We start from the raw sequence: 20,586 nt of genomic DNA on the forward strand, positions 1-20,586 counted from the left end.
TGGAGTCAGTCATGGAAGTATCCCAACTCGCCGCCGGAACCGGTGTCTTCGCCGCCTTTGCCGGCTTTGCGCTGGTGTCGTCGATCACCCCTGGTCCCAACAACACGATGCTGCTCGCCTCGGGCGTGAACTTCGGCTTTGTGCGCACGGTGCCGCACCTGCTCGGTGTCAGCATTGGCTTTGCGCTGATGGTGGGGCTGGTCGGGCTGGGGCTGGGATCAATGTTTCACGCCTTCCCGTGGACCTGGCAGGTGCTGCGCGTGGTGGCGACGGTCTACCTGATATGGCTGGCGTGGAAGCTGGCCACCGCCGACGGCGTGCAGGACCAGCAGGTGGCGCGGCCGATGGGCTTCTGGGCCGCGGCGGCATTCCAGTGGGTCAATCCCAAGGCGTGGGTGATGGCGGTGGGCGCGTGCAGTACCTACGTGCTGCACGGCAACCTGTGGCTCAACGTGCTGCTGCTGGCGGGGATCTTCGGGGTGGTGAACCTGCCCAGCGTGGCGATGTGGGCACTGTGCGGCTCGGCGCTGCGGCGCTGGCTGGCGCGTCCGCGGGTGCTGCGCGCGTTCAATATCGGCATGGCCTTGCTGCTGCTGGCCTCGTTGTGGCCGATCCTGGCGCCGCACCAGGCCTGACCAATGGGGTTGCTCCCCTCCCCATGAACCGATTGTGTGCTCCCTCTCCCGCTTGCGGGAGAGGGAGCAAACCGAGAGGCGACCTAAATCACACCAGCGCGCGGATCGAGTCCAAGTTACGCCAGTAGCCCTTGGCATCCATGCCGCACCCAAACACATAGCGGTCCGGCACGGCAAAGCCGCAGAAGTCCGGATGCATGGGCTTGATCTTGGTCAGCGTCTTCTCGCACAGCACCGCGGCATGGAATTCCTTGGCGCCCATGTCCATGATGCGCTCGCGGATCGCGGCCATGGTCTCGCCTTCATCCAGGATGTCGTCCAGCACCAGCACCACGCGGTCCTTGACCGACTCGCGCGGGGCCACGCGCCACTGCATCTCGCCGCCCACGGTCTTGTTGTTGTAGCGCGAGAGATGGATGTAGTCGAACTCCAGCGGGAAGGCCAGCTTGGGCAGCAGCATGCCGGTGAAGACCACCGCGCCGCCCATCACCGACAGCACCAGCGGGAAGGCATCGCCCATCTTGGCGGTGATTTCCGTGGCCATGCGGTCCAGCGACTCCTGGACTTCCGCGGCGGAGACGATTTCTTCGGAGTTGGCCCACAGCTCGCGGGCCTGTACGGCGCTCATCATGATGTCTTTCCTGTTCTTTTGCGGGGGAGGCAAGTCGGGGTGCGACGGACGGATTCTAGCGGTTGAAGAGGCCCTTCATGCCGCCCTTCATCGCGCCCATCTGGCGCATCATCTTCATCATGCCGCCGCCCTTGAGCTTTTTCATCATGGACTGCATCTGGTCGAACTGGTTGAGCAGGCGGTTCACTTCCTGCACCGGCACGCCGGCGCCCGCGGCAATGCGGCGCTTGCGGCTGGCCTTGATCAACTCGGGCTTGGCGCGCTCGGTCGGCGTCATGCTGTTGATGATGCCTTCCATGCGGGCCACCTGCTTCTCGGCCTGGTCCATGTTGGCGCCCTGCGCCTGCTGGGCGAACTGCGCCGGCAGCTTGTCGACCAGGCTGCCCAGGCCGCCCATCTTCTTCATCTGGCCGATCTGGGCCTTGAAGTCTTCCAGGTCGAAGTCACCGGTCTTCTTGATCTTCTTGGCCAGCTTCTCGGCCGCTTCCATGTCCACGCCGCGCTGGGCTTCCTCGACCAGCGCGAGGATGTCGCCCATGCCCAGGATGCGCTGGGCCATGCGGTCGGGGTAGAAGGGCTCCAGGCCGTCCAGCTTCTCGCCGACGCCGACGAACTTGATCGGGCGGCCGGTGATATGGCGCACCGACAGCGCCGCGCCGCCGCGCGCGTCGCCGTCCAGCTTGGTCAGCACCACGCCGGTCAGCGGCAGGGTGTCGTTGAAGGCCTTGGCGGTGTTGACCGCGTCCTGGCCCAGCATGGCATCGACCACGAACAGGGTTTCGGCGGGCTTCAGCTCGGCGTGCAGGGCGGCGATTTCCTGCATCATCAGCTCGTCGATACCGAGCCGCCCGGCCGTGTCGACGATCAGCACGTCGTGGTAGTGCTTGCGCGCCCAGTCCACCGCCGCGCGGGCGATGTCCGCCGGCTTCTGGTCCGGCTGCGACGGGAAGAAGTCAGCGCCGACTTGCTCGGAAACCGTCTTCAGCTGGGCGATAGCGGCGGGGCGGTAGACGTCGCACGAGACCGTCAGCACCTTCTTCTTTTTGTTTTCCTTGAGCCACTTGGCCAGCTTGCCCACGGTGGTGGTCTTGCCGGCGCCCTGCAGGCCGGCCATCAGGATGATGGCGGGCGGCTGCACGGCCAGGTTCAGCTCGGCTTCCTTGTTGTTGCCGCTGGCCGCGTCGGCGCCGCCGATCACGGCGGTCAGCTCGCGCTGGACCACGCCGACCAGGGCCTGGCCCGGGGTGAGGCTGCTGACAACCTCCTCGCCCATGGCCTTTTCCTTCACGCGGGCAACGAATTCGCGCACGACCGGCAGCGCCACGTCGGCTTCGAGCATGGCAAGGCGCACTTCGCGCAGCATCTCGGCGGTGTTGGCCTCGGTCAGGCGCGCCTCGCCGCGCATGGTCTTGACCACACGCGCCAGGCGTTGAGTGAGATTGTCCAGCATGGCAGGAATCGGGGGAGAAGTCGGAGCAGGGCTCGGGGCTGAAATCGGAGGCAGTCTTGCACACGGGGCGGACCTGGAACACCGGTTACACCGGTTCAAGCGGGCCGCCACCGTCCGTGGGCACTAAGGTAAACTGCGTAAATGGTCATTGTACTGTATGCCCTGACGGCACTTCTCTATTGCGGCCTGGCCTTTCACGGCTGGGCCACGCGCCACCCACGCGTTGCCACCGCTGCCGGCCCGGCAGGGGGGGCGAGCTCGGCCGTGCTGGTGGCCGGCGGCGGCCCCATCCCCCCGGCGGGCGGCGCGCACGGCGAAGGGCGCCCGGCCTGGTGGCACGTGCTGATGCTGGCGGCGCTGGCCAGCCACGGCATGCTGCTGCATGAAACCATCTTCCCGGCCGAGCGCATGATGTTCGGCTTTGCCTTTGCGCTGTCGGCCATGCTGTGGCTGGGCGTGGGCATCTACTGGATAGAAAGCTTCTTCTTCTCGCTGGCGGGCCTGGGCCTGATCGTGATCCCGGTGGCGCTGGTGGCCAGCCTGATGCCGCTGGCCTTCCCCGGCTCGCAGATCCTGGGCTACGCGGCGCGGCCGCTGTTCAAGCTGCATTTCATCATCGCCAACGTGGCCTACGGGCTGTTCACGCTGGCGGCGTTCCATGCCTTCCTGATGCTGCTGGCCGAACGGCGCCTGCATGGCTTCCGGCACGCTCCGGCGCGGCCGCCGGAGCAGCAACCCAGCGAATGGCTGGGCCGCTGGCTTGACCTGCTGCCGCCGCTGCTGACGCTGGAGAAGCTGCTGTTCCGGCTGATCGGCGCCGGCTTTGTGCTGCTGACGCTGACCATCGGCTCGGGCCTGCTGTTCTCTGAAGACCTGTTCGGCCGCGCCTTCCGGCTGGACCACAAGACGGTGTTCGCGCTGATCTCGTGGGCCATGTTCGGCGGCATCCTGGCCGGGCGCATCTTCCGCGGCTGGCGCGGCAAGGTGGCGCTGCGCTGGGTCATCGCCTCGTTCGGCATCCTGCTGCTGGCCTATGTCGGCAGCCGTTTCGTGATTGAAGTCGTCCTGCATCGCCTCTGATTCCCCATGGCACGTATCCTGATCCTGCTGGCCGTGGTGCTGGGCGTCATCTGGTGGCTGCGCGCCCGCGCCGAGGCCCGGCTGGCTGAACACCGCGCACGCCAGGCCCGCGAGGCCAGCGAGCGCACTGCCGCCGCCGGCCCGGCCGACGCCACCGCCGAACCGATGGTCCAGTGCGCCCAGTGCGGCGTGCACCTGCCGCAGGGCGAGGCCATTGCCTGGCGCGGCCTGCATTACTGCCGCCGCAGCCACCTGCCGGACGAAAGCCGGGCCGAGGGCAGCGACAGCAGCAGCGGCCCCCGCCCATGACGGAGCCGGCGTCGTCGGGCTGGCAGCGGCTGAACGCCTGGCGCGGCCTGGCCCAGCTGTGGCGCCAGCCCGAACCGCCTGACTTCCACTGGCGCCTGCTGCGCTATTTCTGCTGGACCCGCGTGGCCGTGGGCCTGCTGCTGGTCGGCTTTGCGCTGATGCGGCGCGGCGAGCCGGCATCCGTCTCCGCCATCACGAATGCGATCCCGCCCGTGCCGTTCGACCTCGGGGGCCTGGGCGGCATCGAGCACGCGGCGGCCATGACCATCGCCGTGCCCTATCTTGGCATTGCCGTGGCGATGCTGGCCGGCACGCTGTGGCGCCGGCACTTCCACCTGCGCGTGCGGGTGCAGGTGCTGGCCGACCTGGCCCTGCTGGCGCTGGTCTTCAGCGTGCTGGGGCGGGGCGGGCAGGCCGAGGGCCTGGCCATGATCTTCCTGCTGCCGGCGCTGGAAGCCGGCGCACTGACTAGCCTGCTGTTCGCGTTGTTTGCCGCGTCGATCTCCGCGCTGGTGGTGATGAGCGGGCCCTTCATGCACACCATCCTGCTGCGCCAGGCCGATGCCGGGCTGCTGGGCTCGGGCCTGTTCGGCCTGGTGTTCATGATCGCGGCGCTGCTGATGTATATGCTGGCCAACCGCCAGCTCGCGCAGGAGCGCCTGGCGCTGGCGCGCGAGCAGGAGCTGCGCCTGCAGCAGCTGGTCAACCGGCTGATGGTCAACGACATGCAGGACGGCGTGATGCTGGTGCGCGCCAACGGCGCGGTGGTGGCCGCCAACCCCGCGGCGGTGGTGCTGCTGGGCGTGCAGCCGCATGAGCGCATCTACTCGCGCCGGCTGGGTGGCGCGGCAGGTCAGGGCGGAGAAGCTGTGCTGTTCGACCTGCGCCGCATCCCGCGCCTGCAGCCGCTGATGGAGATGCTGCGCGACTGGCTGCACAGCAAGGACGACGTGCCGCGCATCCTGCAGCTGCTGCCGATGGCGTCCGGCACCGCGCTGGCCGACGGCACTATGCAGCACACCCGGCTGCGGCTGCGCTTTGTGCTGCCGGGGCTGGCAGGATTGCGCTCGACCATGGCGCATGGCCGCACCGTGCCGGCCACGCTGGATACTGCCGCCTGGAGCGAACTGTCGCCCGAAGCCGCCGGCCGCCTGCGCCTGGCCATCGCCCAGAACGAGGCCATGGCCTGGTCGCAGGAGGATGAGGCCCTGTTGCGAAACGAGATGCGCGACACCGTGCTGGTCCATATCGAAAGCTGGGAACGCATCGCCGAGCAGGTGCAGCAGGAAAAGCTGGCCGCCATGGGCCGGCTGGTGGCCAGCATCGCTCACCAGATCCGCAACCCGCTGGCAGCGATCAGCCAGGCCAGCGAACTGCTGGGCGACTCTGGCCGGCGCGATCCCGGCGCGCAGGACCATGGCGGCGCCGACGTCGATATCGACGCCCGCCTGCTGCGCATCATCAACGACAACGTGCGCCGGCTGGACCAGGTGGTGTCAGACGTGCTGCAGATGTCGCGCCGCCCGCGCACCGGCCGCAGCACCGTGCACCTGGCGCAGGCGCTGCCCGAGATCGTCGAGCGCTGGCGCGCCGAAATGCGCTCGCGCCGCCCGCGCGCCGGCGAGACCCGCCCGGCGGGCCGGGCCGACATCAACGCCAATGCCATCCGGCTGACCGTGGACGTGGCCCAGCCGGTGGTGTTCGACGCCTCGCAGCTGCAGCAGGTGCTGGGCAACCTGCTGGACAACGCCTGGCGCTACTGCAGCCGGCTGCCGGGCTCGATCCGGCTGCTGGCGCATGCGCTGGACCAGCACCATGCCGAGCTGATCGTCTGGAACGACGGCGCGGAAGTGGCGCGCGAGCACCAGCGCAGCCTGTTCGAACCGTTCTTCACCAGCAACGCCCAGGGCACCGGGCTGGGCCTGTTCATGGCGCGCGAGCTGTGCGGCGCCAATGACGCCCAGGTGCGCTACGGCGCCATCGCCTTGCCGGCGCTGCTAGAGCGCACCGGCATGCTTGCCGCCGCCGCGCGCGATACACTGCCGGCCAAGGCGTTCGTGCTGACGCTGCGCATCGAGAGTGCCGATGCGGCCGCCGCCTGACCTGTCCCAACCCAGCCACCACCCCATGCCACCCCGAATGTCCCGAGCGCCCGATCCCATCCTGGTCATCGACGACGAGGCCGACCTGCGCGAGCTGCTGGACATCTCGATCCGCCGCATGGGCCATGACGTGGTGCTGGCCGGGTCGCTCGCCGAGGCGCGCGAGAAGCTGGCGCAGGGCCGCTACAGCCTGGTGTTGACCGACATGCGCCTGGGCGACGGCCTGGGCATCGAGATCGTGCGCCAGCTGTCGGCCGCGCCGGAGCGCATCCCGGTGGCGGTCATCACCGCCTACGGCAGCGCCGACAACGCTGTGGAAGCACTCAAGGCCGGCGCCTTCGACTACATCGCCAAGCCGGTCTCGCTGGAGCAGCTGCGCAGCCTGGTGCTGAACGCGCTGGGCCGCCAGCAGCGCGACAGCACCGATGCCGAAGCCGCCGCGGCCGAGCAGGCCGCAGACCGCGCCGCCGCCCTGCTTCCTGGCCATTCCGCCGCCATGCAGGAGGTGCGCCGCTCGCTGTCGCGGCTGGCGCGCAGCATGGCGCCGGTGGTGATCAGCGGCGAATCCGGCAGCGGCAAGGAGCGCGCCGCGCGCGCCATCCACGCCACCAGCGGGCGCGCCGCGCATCCGTTTATCGCCGTCAACTGCGGCGCCATCCCCGAGAACCTGATGGAGTCCGAGTTCTTCGGCCATGTCAAAGGCGCCTTCACCGGTGCCGACGGGGAGCGTGGCGGCTTCTTCCAGTCCGCCAACGGCGGCACGCTGCTGCTCGACGAGGTGGCCGACCTGCCGCTGCCGATGCAGGTCAAGCTGCTGCGCGCGCTGCAGGAGCGCCGCGTGCGCAAGATCGGCGCCAGCCGCGAAGACGCCGTCGACGTGCGCGTGATGTGCGCCAGCCACAAGGACCTGGCGGCGATGGTGGCGGCCGGCCAGTTCCGGCAGGACTTGTACTACCGCCTGAACGTGCTGGCGCTGCGCATGCCCACGCTGCGCGAGCGCGGCGAAGACATCCCGGTGCTGGCGCACGCCATCCTGGACCACCTGGCGGTGCGCTACGGCGACCCGCGCCCCAGGCGGCTGTCGCCGGCGGCGCTGCAACGGCTGGTGGCCTATCCCTTCCCCGGCAATGTGCGCGAGCTGGAGAACCTGCTGGAGCGCGCCTACGCCTTTGCCGAGAGCGAAGAGATCGAGCTGGCCGACCTGGGCCCGCTGGACGCCGGCGCCGAGCGCGCCGGGCTGATGCATGCCCCGGCGCCGGCGATGGCGCCCACCAACTATTCCGCCCCCTGGGGCGCCGCAGGCATGTGGGCGCCAGTGCCGCCGGCCGCCGCGCCCGCGCCGGCCCCGGCAGAGCCGCCCCCGGCCAGCGCGCCCGAGCCCGAGCCCGCCGGCGATCCCGCCGAACGCGCCTGCCGCGGCATCGTCTTCCCGATCGACCTGCAAGCCAGGCTGGAAGCCGTGGAGCGCGAGCTGATCCTGCAGGCGCTGGCGCAGACCAACTTCAACCGCACCGCGGCCGCGCCGCTGCTGGGCCTGAACCTGCGCCAGCTGCGCTACCGCATCCAGCAACTGGGCATCCGCGAAGCCATGGACGCCGCCGACCGTAGCACCGTGGAAGGCGAGGGCACGCCATGACCAAGCCCGCGCACCGCTACCTGCCCGATGCCGACGGCTGGGTCCCCGCCGCGCGCCGCGTGCCGTCGCCCAACTTCGACGCGCGCCCGGCCGGCATGCCGGTGGACCTGGTGGTGCTGCACAACATCAGCCTGCCGCCTGGCCAGTTCGGCAGCGGCGACATCGAGGCCTTCTTCCAGAACCGGCTCGATCCCAACAAGCACCCGTTCTTTGCCACCATCCACCAGGTGCAGGTGTCCGCGCACTTCCTGGTCACCCGCGAGGGGGAGCTGGTGCAGTTTGTCCCATGCACGCAGCGGGCCTGGCACGCCGGGCAGTCAGACTTCTTCGGCCGTGCCCGCTGCAATGATTTTTCCATCGGCATCGAGATCGAGGGCTGCGACGACCTGCCGTTCACCCTGGCCCAGTACGACACCGTGGCCGCGCTGGTGCCCGCGCTGCTGGCCGCCTACCCGGTGCGCGCGATTGCCGGCCACAGCGACATCGCCCCGGGGCGCAAGACCGATCCCGGCCCGCATTTCGACTGGGCGCGCTTTGCCAGGCAGGCGGGCGTGGCGCCGGGCATGTTGCCCTACCAGTGCCCGGGCGCGGCTGGCCAGGTGACGAATCCTTAACCTCATTCCCCATCCCCGTGCGCCCCGTTCCGGCGCACATGCCCCACCTCCGGGTGGGGCTATCGCAACGTCGCAACAATCAAAAAAATTTTTGTGAAATGTGCAGTTGCGAACGGTCTGACGAAAACCCTTGCGAGTACTAGGCTTGCGGGCATGTGGCGTTGCCGCATCGGCGCCACCGCCCCCGAAAAAGCGCTTGTCAAGACTGGTCATTCGGATTCGTTTCACTATACTTAGCCCAGTTTCACGCATCACACACTATATCTAGTAGTCAAACCGGGGAGCCGGCCCAAGGGTGAGTCAGGGATCACGAAGTTCGTGCATCGTCTCGAAACCGCCCGCTAAGGCCAGCGAATCACAAGAGTCCCTGGCGAAATGTCCACGCAAAGGCAGTCTGTCCGCCCCCGACTTCACGCCGGGAGGGACGTTCTTTTCGCCGCATTTCGCCAGGGACTCTTTTGTCTCTTATTTCCAGGGTAAAAACAGGAGTTCTCATGCAAACGGCCCAGAACGAAATCACCACGGGTGGCGCCGCCGCCGGTATCGCACCGACCGCGCAGCAGACCCCCGCCAACGCCGCCAATACGAACTACCCGGATCACAAGATCATTCGTCGCAATGGCGCCGTGGTGGCTTTCGAGCCGTCCAAGATCGCCGTTGCCATGACCAAGGCCTTCCTCGCCGTGAACGGCGGGCAGGGCGCCGCGTCCGCGCGTGTGCGCGAGATCGTCGAGCAACTGACTGACAACGTGGTGCGTGCGCTGGTGCGCAGCCGCCCCAACGGCGGCGCCATCCATATCGAAGACGTGCAGGACCACGTGGAACTGGCGCTGATGCGCTCGGGCGAGCATGAAGTGGCCCGCGCCTACGTGCTGTACCGCGAGAAGCGCAAGGCAGAACGCGCCAGCGCCAGCGCCGAGGCCGTGGCCCGCGTGCAGGAAGGCGGCATCAGCGTCAACGTGACCGACGGCGGCGTGACCAAGCCGCTGGACATCGTCGCCCTGCACGAGCTGCTCGACACCGCCTGCGCCGGCCTGGGCAAGGCCGTCAGCGCCGAGCCGATCCTCAAGGAAACGCTCAAGAACCTGTACGAAGGCGTGCCGATGACGCAGGTGTACGACTCCGCCATCCTGGCCGCGCGTACCCTGATCGAAAAGGACCCGGACTACAGCCAGGTCACCGCCCGCATCCTGCTGCACACCATCCGCAAGGAAATCCTGGGCGCCGAAGTGACGCAGGCCGAAATGACCACGCGTTACGCCGAGTACTTCCCGAAATTCATCGCGCGCGGCATCAAGGCCGAGCTGCTGGACGAGAAGCTGGCCACCTTCGACCTGGCCCGCCTGGGCGCCGCGCTGGACGCCGGCCGCGACTTCCAGTTCAACTACCTGGGCCTGCAGACGCTGTATGACCGCTACTTCCTGCACATCGACGAGACCCGCATCGAGATGCCGCAGGCATTCTTCATGCGCGTCGCCATGGGCCTGGCCCTCAACGAAACCGACCGCGAAGCGCGCGCCATCGAGTTCTACCAGCTGCTGTCGTCGTTCGACTTCATGTCGTCCACGCCGACCCTGTTCAACTCGGGCACCCAGCGCTCGCAGCTGTCGTCGTGCTACCTGACCACCGTCTCGGACGACCTGGAAGGCATCTACGAAGCGCTCAAGGAAAACGCGCTGCTGTCCAAGTTCGCCGGCGGCCTGGGCAATGACTGGACCAACGTGCGCGCGCTCGGCTCGCACATCAAGGGCACCAACGGCAAGTCGCAAGGCGTGGTCCCGTTCCTGAAGGTGGTGAACGACACCGCCGTCGCCGTGAACCAGGGCGGCAAGCGCAAGGGCGCCGTCTGCGCCTACCTGGAAACGTGGCACCTGGACATCGAAGAATTCCTGGAACTGCGCAAGAACACCGGCGACGATCGCCGCCGCACCCACGACATGAACACGGCCAACTGGATTCCGGACCTGTTCATGAAGCGCGTGATGGAAAACGGCGAATGGACGCTGTTCTCGCCGTCCACCTGCCCGGACCTGCACGACAAGGTCGGCAAGGCGTTCGAGCAGGCCTACCTCGGCTACGAAGCCAAGGCTGCAAGCGGCGAACTGAAGCTGTTCAAGAAGATCCCGGCCATGCAGCTCTGGCGCAAGATGCTGGGCATGCTGTTCGAAACCGGCCACCCGTGGATCACCTTCAAGGATCCGTGCAACATCCGCAGCCCGCAGCAGCACGTCGGCGTCGTCCACAGCTCCAACCTGTGCACGGAAATCACGCTGAACACCAATGACAGCGAAATCGCCGTCTGCAACCTAGGCTCGGTCAACCTGGTCGCCCACCTGACCAAGCAGGCCGAAGGTTCGTACGTGCTCGACCACGCCAAGCTGCAGAAGACCATCCGCACCGCCATGCGGATGCTCGACAACGTCATCGACATCAACTACTACGCCGTCGAGAAGGCCAAGAATTCCAACCTGCGCCACCGTCCGGTCGGCATGGGCATCATGGGCTTCCAGGACTGCCTGCACGTGCTGCGCACGCCGTACGCCAGCGACGCCGCGGTGAAGTTCGCCGACTCCTCGATGGAAGCCGTGTGCTACTACGCCTACCAGGCCTCCACCGAGCTGGCCGAAGAGCGTGGCCGCTACGAGACCTACACCGGCTCGCTGTGGGACCGCGGCATCCTGCCGCAGGACTCGCTCAAGCTGCTGGCCGAAGAGCGCGGCGGCTACCTGGACGTGGACCTGTCGAGCACCATGGACTGGGACAGCCTGCGCGCCCGCATCAAGCAGCACGGCATGCGCAACTCGAACTGCATCGCGATCGCACCGACCGCCACGATCTCGAACATCATCGGCGTGTCCGCGTGCATCGAGCCGACCTTCCAGAACCTGTACGTCAAGTCCAACCTGTCGGGCGAGTTCACCGTGGTCAATGACTACCTGGTGCGCGACCTGAAGGAACGCGGCCTGTGGGACGAAGTGATGGTCGCCGACCTGAAGTACTTCGACGGCTCGCTGTCGCGCATCGACCGCATTCCGCAAGACCTGCGCGACATCTACGCCACCGCGTTCGAAGTCGAGCCGACCTGGCTGGTCGAAGCCGCCAGCCGCCGCCAGAAGTGGATCGACCAGGCCCAGTCCCTGAACATCTACATGGCCGGCGCCTCGGGCAAGAAGCTGGACGACACCTACAAGCTGGCCTGGCTGCGCGGCCTGAAGACCACGTACTACCTGCGCACCATGGCTGCCACGCACGTGGAGAAGTCCACTGTGTCGCGTGGTTCGCTGAATGCGGTGTCGTCGGGCAGCGATGGTGGTTCGGCACTGGATGCCGCCGCCGCCTCGGCCCCGGCCATGCCGGAAGCGGAAGGCGCGGTCTGCACGATGCGCCCGGGCGACCCCGGCTTTGAAGAGTGCGAAGCCTGCCAGTAATCACGCAGTAGCGACATAGCGTAGTAACCAACCACCCCCGGGGTTTGCTCCCCTCTCCCGCAAGCGGGAGAGGGGCCGGGGGAGAGGGCCGGCGCCACCACAACGTGAGCCGTCATCTTTGACCACCGCGCCCCCCAATCGAATCACGGAGAACCACATCATGCTGAGCTGGGACGACGACGTTCAAGCCACCCCGCAGGCCGCACCGCAGCCTGCCCTGCAACTCGCTGCATCGGCTGCCACCGCTGACCAGCAAGGCGTCCTGCCGCCGAGCGCCACGCAAGCCGGCATCCTGGGCAACAACCCCAACGCCGCCGCCGCGCAGAGCAATCGCCGCGTCAACGCCGCCGACAAGCGCGTCATCAACGGCTCGACCGACGTCAATCAGCTCGTCCCGTTCAAGTACAAGTGGGCGTGGGAAAAGTACCTGGCCGGCTGCGCCAACCACTGGATGCCGCAGGAAATCAACATGTCGCGCGACATCGCGACGTGGAAAGACCCCAACGGCCTGACCGAAGACGAGCGACGCATCATCAAGCGCAACCTCGGCTTCTTCGTCACCGCCGACTCGCTGGCCGCCAACAACATCGTGCTGGGCACCTACCGCCAGATCACCGCGCCGGAATGCCGCCAGTACCTGCTGCGCCAGGCCTTTGAAGAGGCCATCCACACGCACGCCTACCAGTACATCGTTGAATCGCTGGGCCTGAACGAAGCCGAGATCTTCAACGCATACCACGAAGTGCAGTCGATCCGCGACAAGGACGAATTCCTGATCCCGTTCATCGACACGCTGACCGATCCGTCGTTCAAGACCGGCACGCCGGAAAACGACCAGAAGCTGCTGAAGTCGCTGATCGTGTTCGCCTGCATCATGGAAGGGCTGTTTTTCTATGTGGGCTTCACGCAGATCTTGGCGATGGGGCGGCAGAACAAGATGACTGGGGCGGCGGAGCAGTATCAGTACATCCTGCGGGATGAGTCGCTGCACTGCAATTTTGGGATTGACTTGATTAATCAGATCAAGCTGGAGAATCCGCATCTTTGGACGGCTGAATTCAAGGCCGAGATCACGGAGCTGTTCAAGAAGGCTGTTGACCTGGAATACCGCTACGCTGAGGACACGATGCCGCGTGGGGTGCTGGGGCTGAATGCGCCGATGTTTAAGTCGTATCTGCGCTTTATTTGCAATCGTCGTTGCCAGCAGATTGGGTTGGATCAGCTGTTCCCGAATGAGGAGAATCCGTTCCCGTGGATGAGCGAGATGATTGATCTGAAGAAGGAACGGAACTTCTTTGAGACTCGGGTTATTGAGTATCAGACGGGTGGGGCGTTGAGCTGGGATTGAAGTGAGCGACAGCCTTTAGCATTCAGTGTTGAGTGACTTGACGGGATACTAGGAAAGTACAGGCGACGCCACTTGCGTCGCCTGTTTCGTTTCTTAAGCGGCGACTCCGCTCTGAAAGTGGACGACAGGACCGATTCTCGATAGCTTGAGTCACCGGTTACAAGTGCCTTCGGTTTAACCCGAGGGGCAATTCGACAAGTGGGAAAGGGTATGAGTGAAGCCGACAAACAAGAATTGAAGCTTGAAGTAGTGGCGACCTCTGCATCGAATACTTTGGAGAAGCAAAGTACCGAGGCAACACAGGCGCCACATGAAGACGCTAACGAGAAACGTGCCACTCGGCGCCCACCGCCGGTGGTTTATCCCTGGTGGGCGCTCGCGGCAGCTAGGCTGATTCGGTACGTAATCGGCTATATCTTGCCTGTTTACTTCATCATCGCAGCGATCGTTGTAATTGCCCTACCAAGTGGCACGGTGATCAGGCTTTGGCCGTTCGCGGAGAGTTCTTCGTTGCGAGTGGCTACAGCACCGAGCAAGGCGGTCTCCCAAGCCCCACAGGTTGCAGCAGTTGCTGCGCCGCCGAGTACCCGAGTCGACAGTAGTGCGGCACCGTCAAGTGGGGATGTGAAGATCACTGACGTGGCAAAGATGGCGTTGGATGCGACCAAAGAGCGTGTCGACATGATGAAGGAGAGTTATGACAAGATCTTTTCCTTCATTGCTGCGCTGGGCGCTCTGTTGGCATTCTTTGGATTCAAGGGTCTTGAGACTTTCATGGCCACACGCGCCAGGGCGGAAGAGGCGACAGCTCAAGCCGAGGCTGCAGCGGCCGATGCGGAAGCTGCAAAGCGTGAGGCAAGGGAGGCGATCGAGTCCTTTAACGATTTCCGCAAAAATCAATACCTCATCGACAATTCCGCGGAGATCAACGCAGCTCACGGCATTGTGTTGCGCGAGATTGCCGATCTGTATCGTAAGGTCAAGCAGATGGATGACTTGATGGGAATGGAAGCTGACAAAGCCCGGGCAGAGTATTTCGCCTACCTGGAAAACAGCTTGTACTACCTTGACCTCGCGACGGTGAAGCCAGAAGGGGTGGCGCCACGTATCTTGACGCGGGTATATGGTACAAAGGGTAACGTCTATCGCCGCCTTGGGAACTACCACGCTGCACTTCAAGCAGCGGAGCAGGTGATGAAGATTAACCCTAGTGACCACTCGGCCTACTACAACGCGGCATGCTACAAGACGCTTCTAGCAGCGGATGAGCACGCCAAGGCGTCACCCAACCATGCTGCGATCTCCCATTATGAGAAGGACATGGCCAAGTATTTGAAAAGAGCGATCGAGTTGAACCCAGAGTATCGAGGCAGCGCCAAGGAAGAGTGTGATTTTGGTCACTTTTCCAAGAGTTCCCACTTCTTGGCTTTGACCATCTAGCTAGCCAGCCAGCAATAAAAAAACCCGCCATCCGGCGGGTTTTTTTGCGCACGAGGTGTGCAATCAGTGGGCGGCCATCGGCCGGACGTCCATGGGTCGTACATCCTTCATATGCTCTCTCCTTGTGCGCTTAGAAATTCGTATCGAACAACCGTTTCGATCAAGTTCGCCAGGCTGGGTTCCGCGCAAACCGCACGATTCTACTGATGAGGTCGTGATCCGTCAAACTTGCAAGTACCGTTGAGCGGGTACTTGCAGTCAATGTAATAGCGCAAGTGTTGCAATGCAAGAGCAGCCCCAAGGATTTGCCCAAAAAGACTGGAAAGTAGCGTGGTGCCCCGAACACTTTGTTCTTGGGAAAGATGGTACGGGATAAATTTCTTGGGGAGGGGCATTCCCGCCACAGCCGTCATGCATAACGCCTCATGAGGTACCCCCACAGGGTGTGGGGGTTAGTTTACACCCTGTGGGGGTACCTCATGAGGAGGTTGTCGCAAAAAGCCATCAAATTCCCATCGAAAAGTGCTCTTATGTATCAATATGGGGCTGCAATGATGAGATCATCACAAGCCCTCGACACGATCTGCTCCGCTGCCAAATTTCATCATTTGTGATCTATAGGCCATATTTATGGCGCGAATCATTCTGCAGAAATGACTATCAACTTGCGTCGCATCTTGATCCGCAGTGCCCATGCGGTAGCAAATCCGGCCCTTTCAGCGATTCTCTTGTCAATTGGGTAGTCCTCCCCTAGGGGAGCTAGATACTCGACTGGCCCCTTGGCAGCTAGGTCGCCGACGATCGTCCGCCCGCGCAAGCCGGCTGGTCTTGCCGCTACGCTACCCAGATTACAACCCGCTTGCGTAGGACTTTGATCTTCAACGATTGCCCGATGCGGAATCCTGCCTCTTCCAACCATACACCACGCAGTCGAATCCAAGGAATCTCCCGCAGCCCCGTAAAGCCATTGCTGCTGCCTGGAACGACGGGAAAGTAGGTACGGCTAATCTTGACAGTGCGAATGGGCGCTGGCGAGTTTCGTTTCGTCATGACAATCCTTGCGAAGATTGTTAAGTTCGCCCCTGTTCAGAGGGCGGCCAGGTACGTGAACACCGCTCGCAAACGGCCCGCATGTTTTCCCTTTCGGGTCTTGTATCGATGCGCGCTACCCGGCCTTAGCGGAAGCTATGGACGGAAAGACACCGCAGTCTGTCGGGTGCGGTGAGGCCGTTGCGAGTGGTGTGTTCAGCACCAACGGCAAGGCTAAGGATTGCAGATACTGCCGCCAATGAGACGACTCTGCATTGTGTTGCCGCAACCCACGCCCCGGTGCCAGCCGTTTCCAGTCATCTAGTCCATCGCCTGCCAGAAGTACCGCTCCCCCAAATAGTCGAGATAGGTCCGATACTCGGGTCGACTAGCTGAGCAAAGCTCCCCAAAGATCGCTTGGTAACTGATGGCTTTGAACTTCAGTTCATCGCCAACCAGCTCTTGGAACCTCCGGATCTCGTCCCGATGACGCTCTCCTTGTGGTCCAGCCCAATCGAAGTACGCATACCGCAGCACCCAACGGTCTCCATACTGCCGAGCAAGCGCAAGGGCATGCTTAAGTAGCTGCGGCGCGCCAATGTGCCGGAACGACTCCCGGCCCTCTTGCAGGGCTTCCGCGAGCGCCTGTGCCCGCGGCAACTCGACCTCTTGCCAGCGCCGACGCTCTTGCGCAAGGTATGGCGGCCTGAACGCCTCACCCACCTGCGTTGCCTTGCCGCGCAGCCATTCCGTGAACTTGCTCTCCACACCGGCCATGACGCCGTTCGCCAGCGGCAGGCACACATCCAGGTTGGCGTGACTGTCGACTCCGGTGGACAGCTTTGATTCGAATAACGCTGCGGTGGGGCAGGAGGGTAGCGCCAGCGCTTTCATCAATGGCGTGGCATCCGCACAATCAGTCCAGAAATCGAAAATGTTCGCGGCCAGCGCAGAAGACGAATGCAAGGCTCGCATCTTTGCCGGCCTGTCTCCACGCTCCAGCAACTCGCCGCCGTCGCCATTTGCAAACGCCGCCAACGTTGCTGGCGAAAGTGGTCGCATCAGATTCAGGTCCAGATGGGGGACATAACCGCGTGCGTCAAAGGCGATGCCCCGGTTCGCTGCCCATTCCTGCTGTTCCCTGCAAATGGCTGTTACAGACATGAATCGCCTCCGTCGAGCGCGTTCCCAAGCTGACCGGCGGTTCCGCAAGGGATCGTGGTTACAGATGACGATTGTTTGTCAGCTGGGCAGGGCAGGAAATCGGCCAAATGGTGGAGCGGGAAATATGTCCTGGCCGACGTCGAGCAGACCAAATTCGGCGAGAGGCTGATGATCCCCCTGCCTGGTCACCCCTCGGCGTCCGCAACGCTCAGAGACTGCTTTTGGACGCTGCCGTTCGCGACGCGATATACGCGATCTGATGCCTGGACCAGCGCATGACGATGCGTAATCACGATTAGCGTTGGTACCCGTTGCCGGACGCGTGCGAAGATTCGCGCCTCGCGTTCCGGGTCGAGCGAGGAAGTGGGCTCATCCAGAATGATGACCGCTGGGCGGCGCGCGAGCGCACGGCCCAGCGCGACACGCTGGCGTTCCCCCCCTGATAGGGCTCTGCCTTGAATGCCAAGCGGGCGATCCAGGATATCGCCCTTTCCTTCCGCGGCGATCTCATGCAGTTCGAGCAAAGTAATGAGTTCGTGCAGCGCGTGGTCTGGCGGCGGGTTGTCACAGCCATAGGTCAGATTCGCCCTGAGCGAGCCGGTGAGGATCATCGGCGCTTGAGGTGCGACAGCGACTTCGCGTGCGATATCGCTGACGGACAGCTTGCTGACGTCCGCGCCAAAGAGGCAAACAGTGCCGGCCGCAGGGCGGGCGAGTCCGAGCATCAAGTGGACAAGGCTCGATTTGCCCGCGCCCGATGGCCCGGTGAGCGCGACGAGCTCGCCCTGCCTGATGGTGATGTTCACGTCCTGCAAAAGCTGCTTCCCGCCTTGCGAGATAACTGCGTGCTCGATGCGATAGATTTCGTCCGCAGTTCGGTCGATGTGCAGGCTAGATTCGCTGCGCTCGATTGGCAACTCCAGAAGCCCGAAACTTTCGCGCAGCGCGAGATGGTTGCGCCGCAAATCGGACAGCGCTCCCGCAAGGTTAGTGAAAGGTATCGCCAGTGTCACGATGTAGCCAACAATCATGACGAAATCACCTGCGCGGAATGTCGAATGGATGACGCCATATGCGGTCGTCACCGTGAAGAGCGTAAGCAGAAGGCCGGTGCAGATGGCTTGCGCCGCAAGCAGGAGCGCGAGCCGGGTGTTTCCGTGGGTCACTTTGCCGATATAGACATCAAGCGTGCGGTGCAACGCGGCATCCTCTCTCGCGTACGCGTTGTTGAGTTTGATGTCGAGCATGAATCCGAGTTTTTCAACAAGATGGCTCGACAGCATGTCGGCACCGCTGAAAATCTCTTCGTGAGCGCTCTTGCTTTTGTCCGCGAGGAACCATGTCGCGGCAAATAGAAGCAACATGGATACGGCAAATCCTAGAGCGAACGCGCCGTCGGTCAATTGCCACAGAACGACGCTGGACAGTATCAGCTGGAGAACAGTCGGGACTATTGCCCAAAACACCGCAAACGTGATTGCACTGAAAGCTGCGCGGCTTCGCGCGATGACTGAGACCAGCTTGCCTGGATCTTCTGCAGTCAGGCGCGGGTAGTCAACCCTGATGAGTCTGGCAAAGATGGCGTTATGGAATGCGGCATCACACCTTGCGAGCACGGCCGCGGAAAGCATGGCTTTCAGCCAATCGAATGCGCGAGCGGTGGTCCAGGCAAGTCCATAAGCGGCTGCAAGAAGTACCGGCGAACCTGTAGCGCTATGCGGGGCTTCTACAGATAGAGCATTGGTTGCCTCACCCAAGAGGTAGGGGACTAGCGTTGACAATGCCGCGCACAGCGCTACAAATAACGTTGCGCCACAGAAGTGGATTGGCAAGGCCGGATATTTTCTGACCGTGATTCGATAGGCGAAGATCCAGTCCTTATACAAGTCCAAAAGAAACCTCATCGTCATCACCTCCAGGTATCAAAAGTCATGTGGGGCTCTGGACCAGCTTGGCATCGCCATGGCTTTGCGTCGCGCATGACCCTGTTACACATTTCGACGAAGTCCGTGCACAAACATCTCCACGGCATAGATCCGGGTAATCTCCATCAAGCCAGCGGGATATCCCAGTGCCGCGCGCTTTATGAGCTTGCTCAAGCTGACAATGTCGAGGAGCCCGGCAGACGCCGCCCACCCCTCCAGGCATGTCTCAAGGACGTGGGCGTTGTTCACTTTGATGCCTTGCAGCGCAGAGTGCATGATGTCGCCCTTGTCCGTCCGCCAGAGAGTTCCCAAGCCTGACGCACGATACACAGCCTTCCGCACACTGAGCCGATTGTGGTCGGCGGAGAAGGCTTCCTCGAGATTTATTTGCATTGCATGCTCAACAATCGGTTGAGCAAGAAAGGGCATGACAGGCCGGCCTCCTTTCGGGTAGGGCTGCACGAGCGCGTCATCAAGGACGGCCCCCAGCGCTGCGATCTGATATCGCCTGGCCGGCCTTAGTCTTAGTGTCGCGCCACGCAGTACATCGTCGTATAAGGTCGCGGGTCGCTCCCTTGGCGCTTGTTGTATAACTGTTTGAGCTTGTTGGGCGTGTGAACCACCGAGATGATCGAAGGCACCGCTCAACGCGAATTTCAGTACGCTGTACAACGGCAGGCGGTAATGAATGGCAAGGTCGCTTAGCGCGGAGACGGCGCGCATCAGGTGCAGGCTCGCGGCGGCATCAACGACCACACAGAACGGTGGTGGGGCGAGATACAGCGAATCGCCCCGTGACCATTCAACAATATGCCGCGTTCGACGGGGATGCCCGCTTTCTCCATGTCTTGGTCGCGCGCAAGGAAGCAAAGCTTTGTAGCGGGTTGCGCGACAGCTGGGATGGCATCTACGGAAGTGAATGGCAACTTTGCCAACAGTGGATACGCCCTATGGTTTATGCCGCAGTGCCTAGCGACATGCCGGGCGATCGCGACTTCATTGGATGACGTTCGAGTTGGATCGAAATGTGTGATTGCCAGTGTTCGCGTATTCAATTTCGCTCGCTGCAAAGCTACCGCAAGTGCGGTGGAATCCAGTCCACCAGAGAGCTCGAGAGTGATGGCATCCCAGCCTCGCAACATCGAGCTTTGCACCATGGTGAGCAGATCTACGAAATCTGCCTGATCGCGAGATTTTCGTGAGGGCCACGGTGACCAAGCGCGGAATAGTTCCGGAGCTGCACCGCGCTTCCAACGCAATGCGTGGCCTGGCGGTAGATGTGACACTCCTCTCCAGCCTGTTCCCGTTGATTCACCATACCCATGCGCGAGAAACTGATGCAGAAAAGGAAGATCTGGCTCACGGCTGGCGCTGCCCAACTGCGCGAAGTCCTCAATCCGGTTGCCGACGTGCAAGGTGCCGTCAGCAGCGAGGCGATAGAACACTGGATGCTGACCACAAGGATCGGCCAGGACCACAAACCTGTTCTGGAGTTTGTCGTAGACAATAATGAAGTATGGCCCCCAGAATTGCCTGCTAACGCTCTGGGGGACAGTCTGCGCTAGCTCAGCTACCCTTGCCGGAGATGCGGGGACCCCGCTTTGCAGACAGAAGACCTGACCCGCAACCAGCCAGGATGCTTCCATGGTTTCCCCAAAAGCGACAAGTGCGCCCTGCTCAGATGAAATCTCCGCGACGTGCTCGCCGTTGTTCGACCATGTGCGCGCACCCGAGCGTATCTCCGTGGCACGTGAAGGCATGGGCTGCAATTTCGCGAAGATCATATGCCTCCCCG

General features: G+C 63.3%; 16 protein-coding genes. 9 read left to right on the plus strand and 7 right to left on the minus strand.

Annotated elements, in window-relative coordinates; genetic code table 11:
* The first annotated feature begins 11 nt into the window (after positions 1–11).
* Positions 12–635: a LysE family translocator gene (locus tag AC3WLE_RS03605; protein ID WP_492356118.1), complete on the plus strand. Its 624-nt coding sequence runs from the start codon at positions 12–14 to the stop codon at positions 633–635.
* Between the two features lie 88 nt (positions 636–723).
* On the opposite strand, the gene AC3WLE_RS03610 is transcribed toward AC3WLE_RS03605, so the two are convergent.
* Positions 724–1,266: a hypoxanthine-guanine phosphoribosyltransferase gene (locus tag AC3WLE_RS03610; protein WP_492320357.1), complete on the minus strand. Its 543-nt coding sequence runs from the start codon at positions 1,264–1,266 to the stop codon at positions 724–726.
* Between the two features lie 55 nt (positions 1,267–1,321).
* Complete coding sequence (ffh, locus tag AC3WLE_RS03615) at positions 1,322–2,716, minus strand: signal recognition particle protein (protein WP_010814737.1); 1,395 nt, start codon at positions 2,714–2,716, stop codon at positions 1,322–1,324.
* Between the two features lie 141 nt (positions 2,717–2,857).
* On the opposite strand from ffh, the gene AC3WLE_RS03620 reads away from it, so the two are divergent.
* The 8 genes from AC3WLE_RS03620 to AC3WLE_RS03655 all read left to right on the plus strand — a co-directional run bounded on the left by AC3WLE_RS03620 (position 2,858) and on the right by AC3WLE_RS03655 (position 14,673).
* Positions 2,858–3,796: a cytochrome C assembly family protein gene (locus tag AC3WLE_RS03620; protein ID WP_492320356.1), complete on the plus strand. Its 939-nt coding sequence runs from the start codon at positions 2,858–2,860 to the stop codon at positions 3,794–3,796.
* A 6-nt stretch (positions 3,797–3,802) separates the two neighbouring features.
* On the plus strand, positions 3,803–4,105 hold the full coding sequence (locus tag AC3WLE_RS03625) for a PP0621 family protein (protein ID WP_010814735.1): 303 nt from the start codon (positions 3,803–3,805) through the stop codon (positions 4,103–4,105).
* On the plus strand, positions 4,102–6,207 hold the full coding sequence (locus tag AC3WLE_RS03630; RefSeq protein ID WP_492320355.1) for a sensor histidine kinase: 2,106 nt from the start codon (positions 4,102–4,104) through the stop codon (positions 6,205–6,207). Before AC3WLE_RS03625 ends, AC3WLE_RS03630 begins: the two co-directional genes overlap by 4 nt.
* 25 nt (positions 6,208–6,232) lie before the next feature.
* Positions 6,233–7,843 carry a sigma-54-dependent transcriptional regulator gene (locus tag AC3WLE_RS03635; protein WP_492320354.1) on the plus strand — a complete coding sequence of 537 codons (1,611 nt, stop codon included), beginning with the start codon at positions 6,233–6,235 and terminating at the stop codon, positions 7,841–7,843.
* Positions 7,840–8,457, plus strand: a complete 618-nt coding sequence (ampD, locus tag AC3WLE_RS03640) for a 1,6-anhydro-N-acetylmuramyl-L-alanine amidase AmpD (protein ID WP_492320353.1) — start codon at positions 7,840–7,842, stop codon at positions 8,455–8,457. Before AC3WLE_RS03635 ends, ampD begins: the two co-directional genes overlap by 4 nt.
* A gap of 494 nt (positions 8,458–8,951) precedes the next feature.
* On the plus strand, positions 8,952–11,885 hold the full coding sequence (locus tag AC3WLE_RS03645) for a ribonucleoside-diphosphate reductase subunit alpha (RefSeq protein ID WP_492356117.1): 2,934 nt from the start codon (positions 8,952–8,954) through the stop codon (positions 11,883–11,885).
* 160 nt (positions 11,886–12,045) lie between these two features.
* The gene (locus tag AC3WLE_RS03650) at positions 12,046–13,233 is read left to right on the plus strand and encodes a ribonucleotide-diphosphate reductase subunit beta (RefSeq protein WP_492356116.1); all 1,188 of its coding nucleotides are present in this window, start codon (positions 12,046–12,048) and stop codon (positions 13,231–13,233) included.
* A gap of 210 nt (positions 13,234–13,443) precedes the next feature.
* The gene (locus AC3WLE_RS03655) at positions 13,444–14,673 is read left to right on the plus strand and encodes a hypothetical protein (protein WP_492356115.1); all 1,230 of its coding nucleotides are present in this window, start codon (positions 13,444–13,446) and stop codon (positions 14,671–14,673) included.
* Positions 14,674–15,507: 834 nt separating this feature from the next.
* Here AC3WLE_RS03655 and AC3WLE_RS03660 read toward each other — a convergent pair.
* The 5 genes from AC3WLE_RS03660 to AC3WLE_RS03680 form a co-directional block, all read right to left on the minus strand.
* On the minus strand, positions 15,508–15,723 hold the full coding sequence (locus AC3WLE_RS03660; protein ID WP_492356114.1) for a SymE family type I addiction module toxin: 216 nt from the start codon (positions 15,721–15,723) through the stop codon (positions 15,508–15,510).
* A gap of 300 nt (positions 15,724–16,023) precedes the next feature.
* On the minus strand, positions 16,024–16,866 hold the full coding sequence (locus AC3WLE_RS03665) for a PGN_0703 family putative restriction endonuclease (RefSeq protein ID WP_492356113.1): 843 nt from the start codon (positions 16,864–16,866) through the stop codon (positions 16,024–16,026).
* 185 nt (positions 16,867–17,051) lie between these two features.
* Positions 17,052–18,770, minus strand: a complete 1,719-nt coding sequence (locus AC3WLE_RS03670; RefSeq protein ID WP_492356112.1) for an ATP-binding cassette domain-containing protein — start codon at positions 18,768–18,770, stop codon at positions 17,052–17,054.
* 84 nt (positions 18,771–18,854) lie between these two features.
* Positions 18,855–19,547 carry a hypothetical protein gene (locus AC3WLE_RS03675; RefSeq protein WP_492356111.1) on the minus strand — a complete coding sequence of 231 codons (693 nt, stop codon included), beginning with the start codon at positions 19,545–19,547 and terminating at the stop codon, positions 18,855–18,857.
* Positions 19,514–20,575: an asparagine synthase-related protein gene (locus tag AC3WLE_RS03680; protein WP_492363561.1), complete on the minus strand. Its 1,062-nt coding sequence runs from the start codon at positions 20,573–20,575 to the stop codon at positions 19,514–19,516. Before AC3WLE_RS03680 ends, AC3WLE_RS03675 begins: the two co-directional genes overlap by 34 nt.
* Positions 20,576–20,586: the final 11 nt, after the last annotated feature.

This window comes from Cupriavidus sp. FW306-1B-F12B (genome assembly GCF_058781795.1).

What these genes read in the sequence shown, in the direction of transcription:
- AC3WLE_RS03605 (WP_492356118.1), top strand. Translation starts at nt 12, where the DNA reads ATGGAAGTATCCCAACTCGCCGCCGGAACCGGTGTCTTCGCCGCCTTT.
- AC3WLE_RS03610 (WP_492320357.1), bottom strand. Translation starts at nt 1,266, where the DNA reads ATGATGAGCGCCGTACAGGCCCGCGAGCTGTGGGCCAACTCCGAAGAA.
- ffh (WP_010814737.1), bottom strand. Translation starts at nt 2,716, where the DNA reads ATGCTGGACAATCTCACTCAACGCCTGGCGCGTGTGGTCAAGACCATG.
- AC3WLE_RS03620 (WP_492320356.1), top strand. Translation starts at nt 2,858, where the DNA reads ATGGTCATTGTACTGTATGCCCTGACGGCACTTCTCTATTGCGGCCTG.
- AC3WLE_RS03625 (WP_010814735.1), top strand. Translation starts at nt 3,803, where the DNA reads ATGGCACGTATCCTGATCCTGCTGGCCGTGGTGCTGGGCGTCATCTGG.
- AC3WLE_RS03630 (WP_492320355.1), top strand. Translation starts at nt 4,102, where the DNA reads ATGACGGAGCCGGCGTCGTCGGGCTGGCAGCGGCTGAACGCCTGGCGC.
- AC3WLE_RS03635 (WP_492320354.1), top strand. Translation starts at nt 6,233, where the DNA reads ATGCCACCCCGAATGTCCCGAGCGCCCGATCCCATCCTGGTCATCGAC.
- ampD (WP_492320353.1), top strand. Translation starts at nt 7,840, where the DNA reads ATGACCAAGCCCGCGCACCGCTACCTGCCCGATGCCGACGGCTGGGTC.
- AC3WLE_RS03645 (WP_492356117.1), top strand. Translation starts at nt 8,952, where the DNA reads ATGCAAACGGCCCAGAACGAAATCACCACGGGTGGCGCCGCCGCCGGT.
- AC3WLE_RS03650 (WP_492356116.1), top strand. Translation starts at nt 12,046, where the DNA reads ATGCTGAGCTGGGACGACGACGTTCAAGCCACCCCGCAGGCCGCACCG.
- AC3WLE_RS03655 (WP_492356115.1), top strand. Translation starts at nt 13,444, where the DNA reads ATGAGTGAAGCCGACAAACAAGAATTGAAGCTTGAAGTAGTGGCGACC.
- AC3WLE_RS03660 (WP_492356114.1), bottom strand. Translation starts at nt 15,723, where the DNA reads ATGACGAAACGAAACTCGCCAGCGCCCATTCGCACTGTCAAGATTAGC.
- AC3WLE_RS03665 (WP_492356113.1), bottom strand. Translation starts at nt 16,866, where the DNA reads ATGTCTGTAACAGCCATTTGCAGGGAACAGCAGGAATGGGCAGCGAAC.
- AC3WLE_RS03670 (WP_492356112.1), bottom strand. Translation starts at nt 18,770, where the DNA reads ATGAGGTTTCTTTTGGACTTGTATAAGGACTGGATCTTCGCCTATCGA.
- AC3WLE_RS03680 (WP_492363561.1), bottom strand. Translation starts at nt 20,575, where the DNA reads ATGATCTTCGCGAAATTGCAGCCCATGCCTTCACGTGCCACGGAGATA.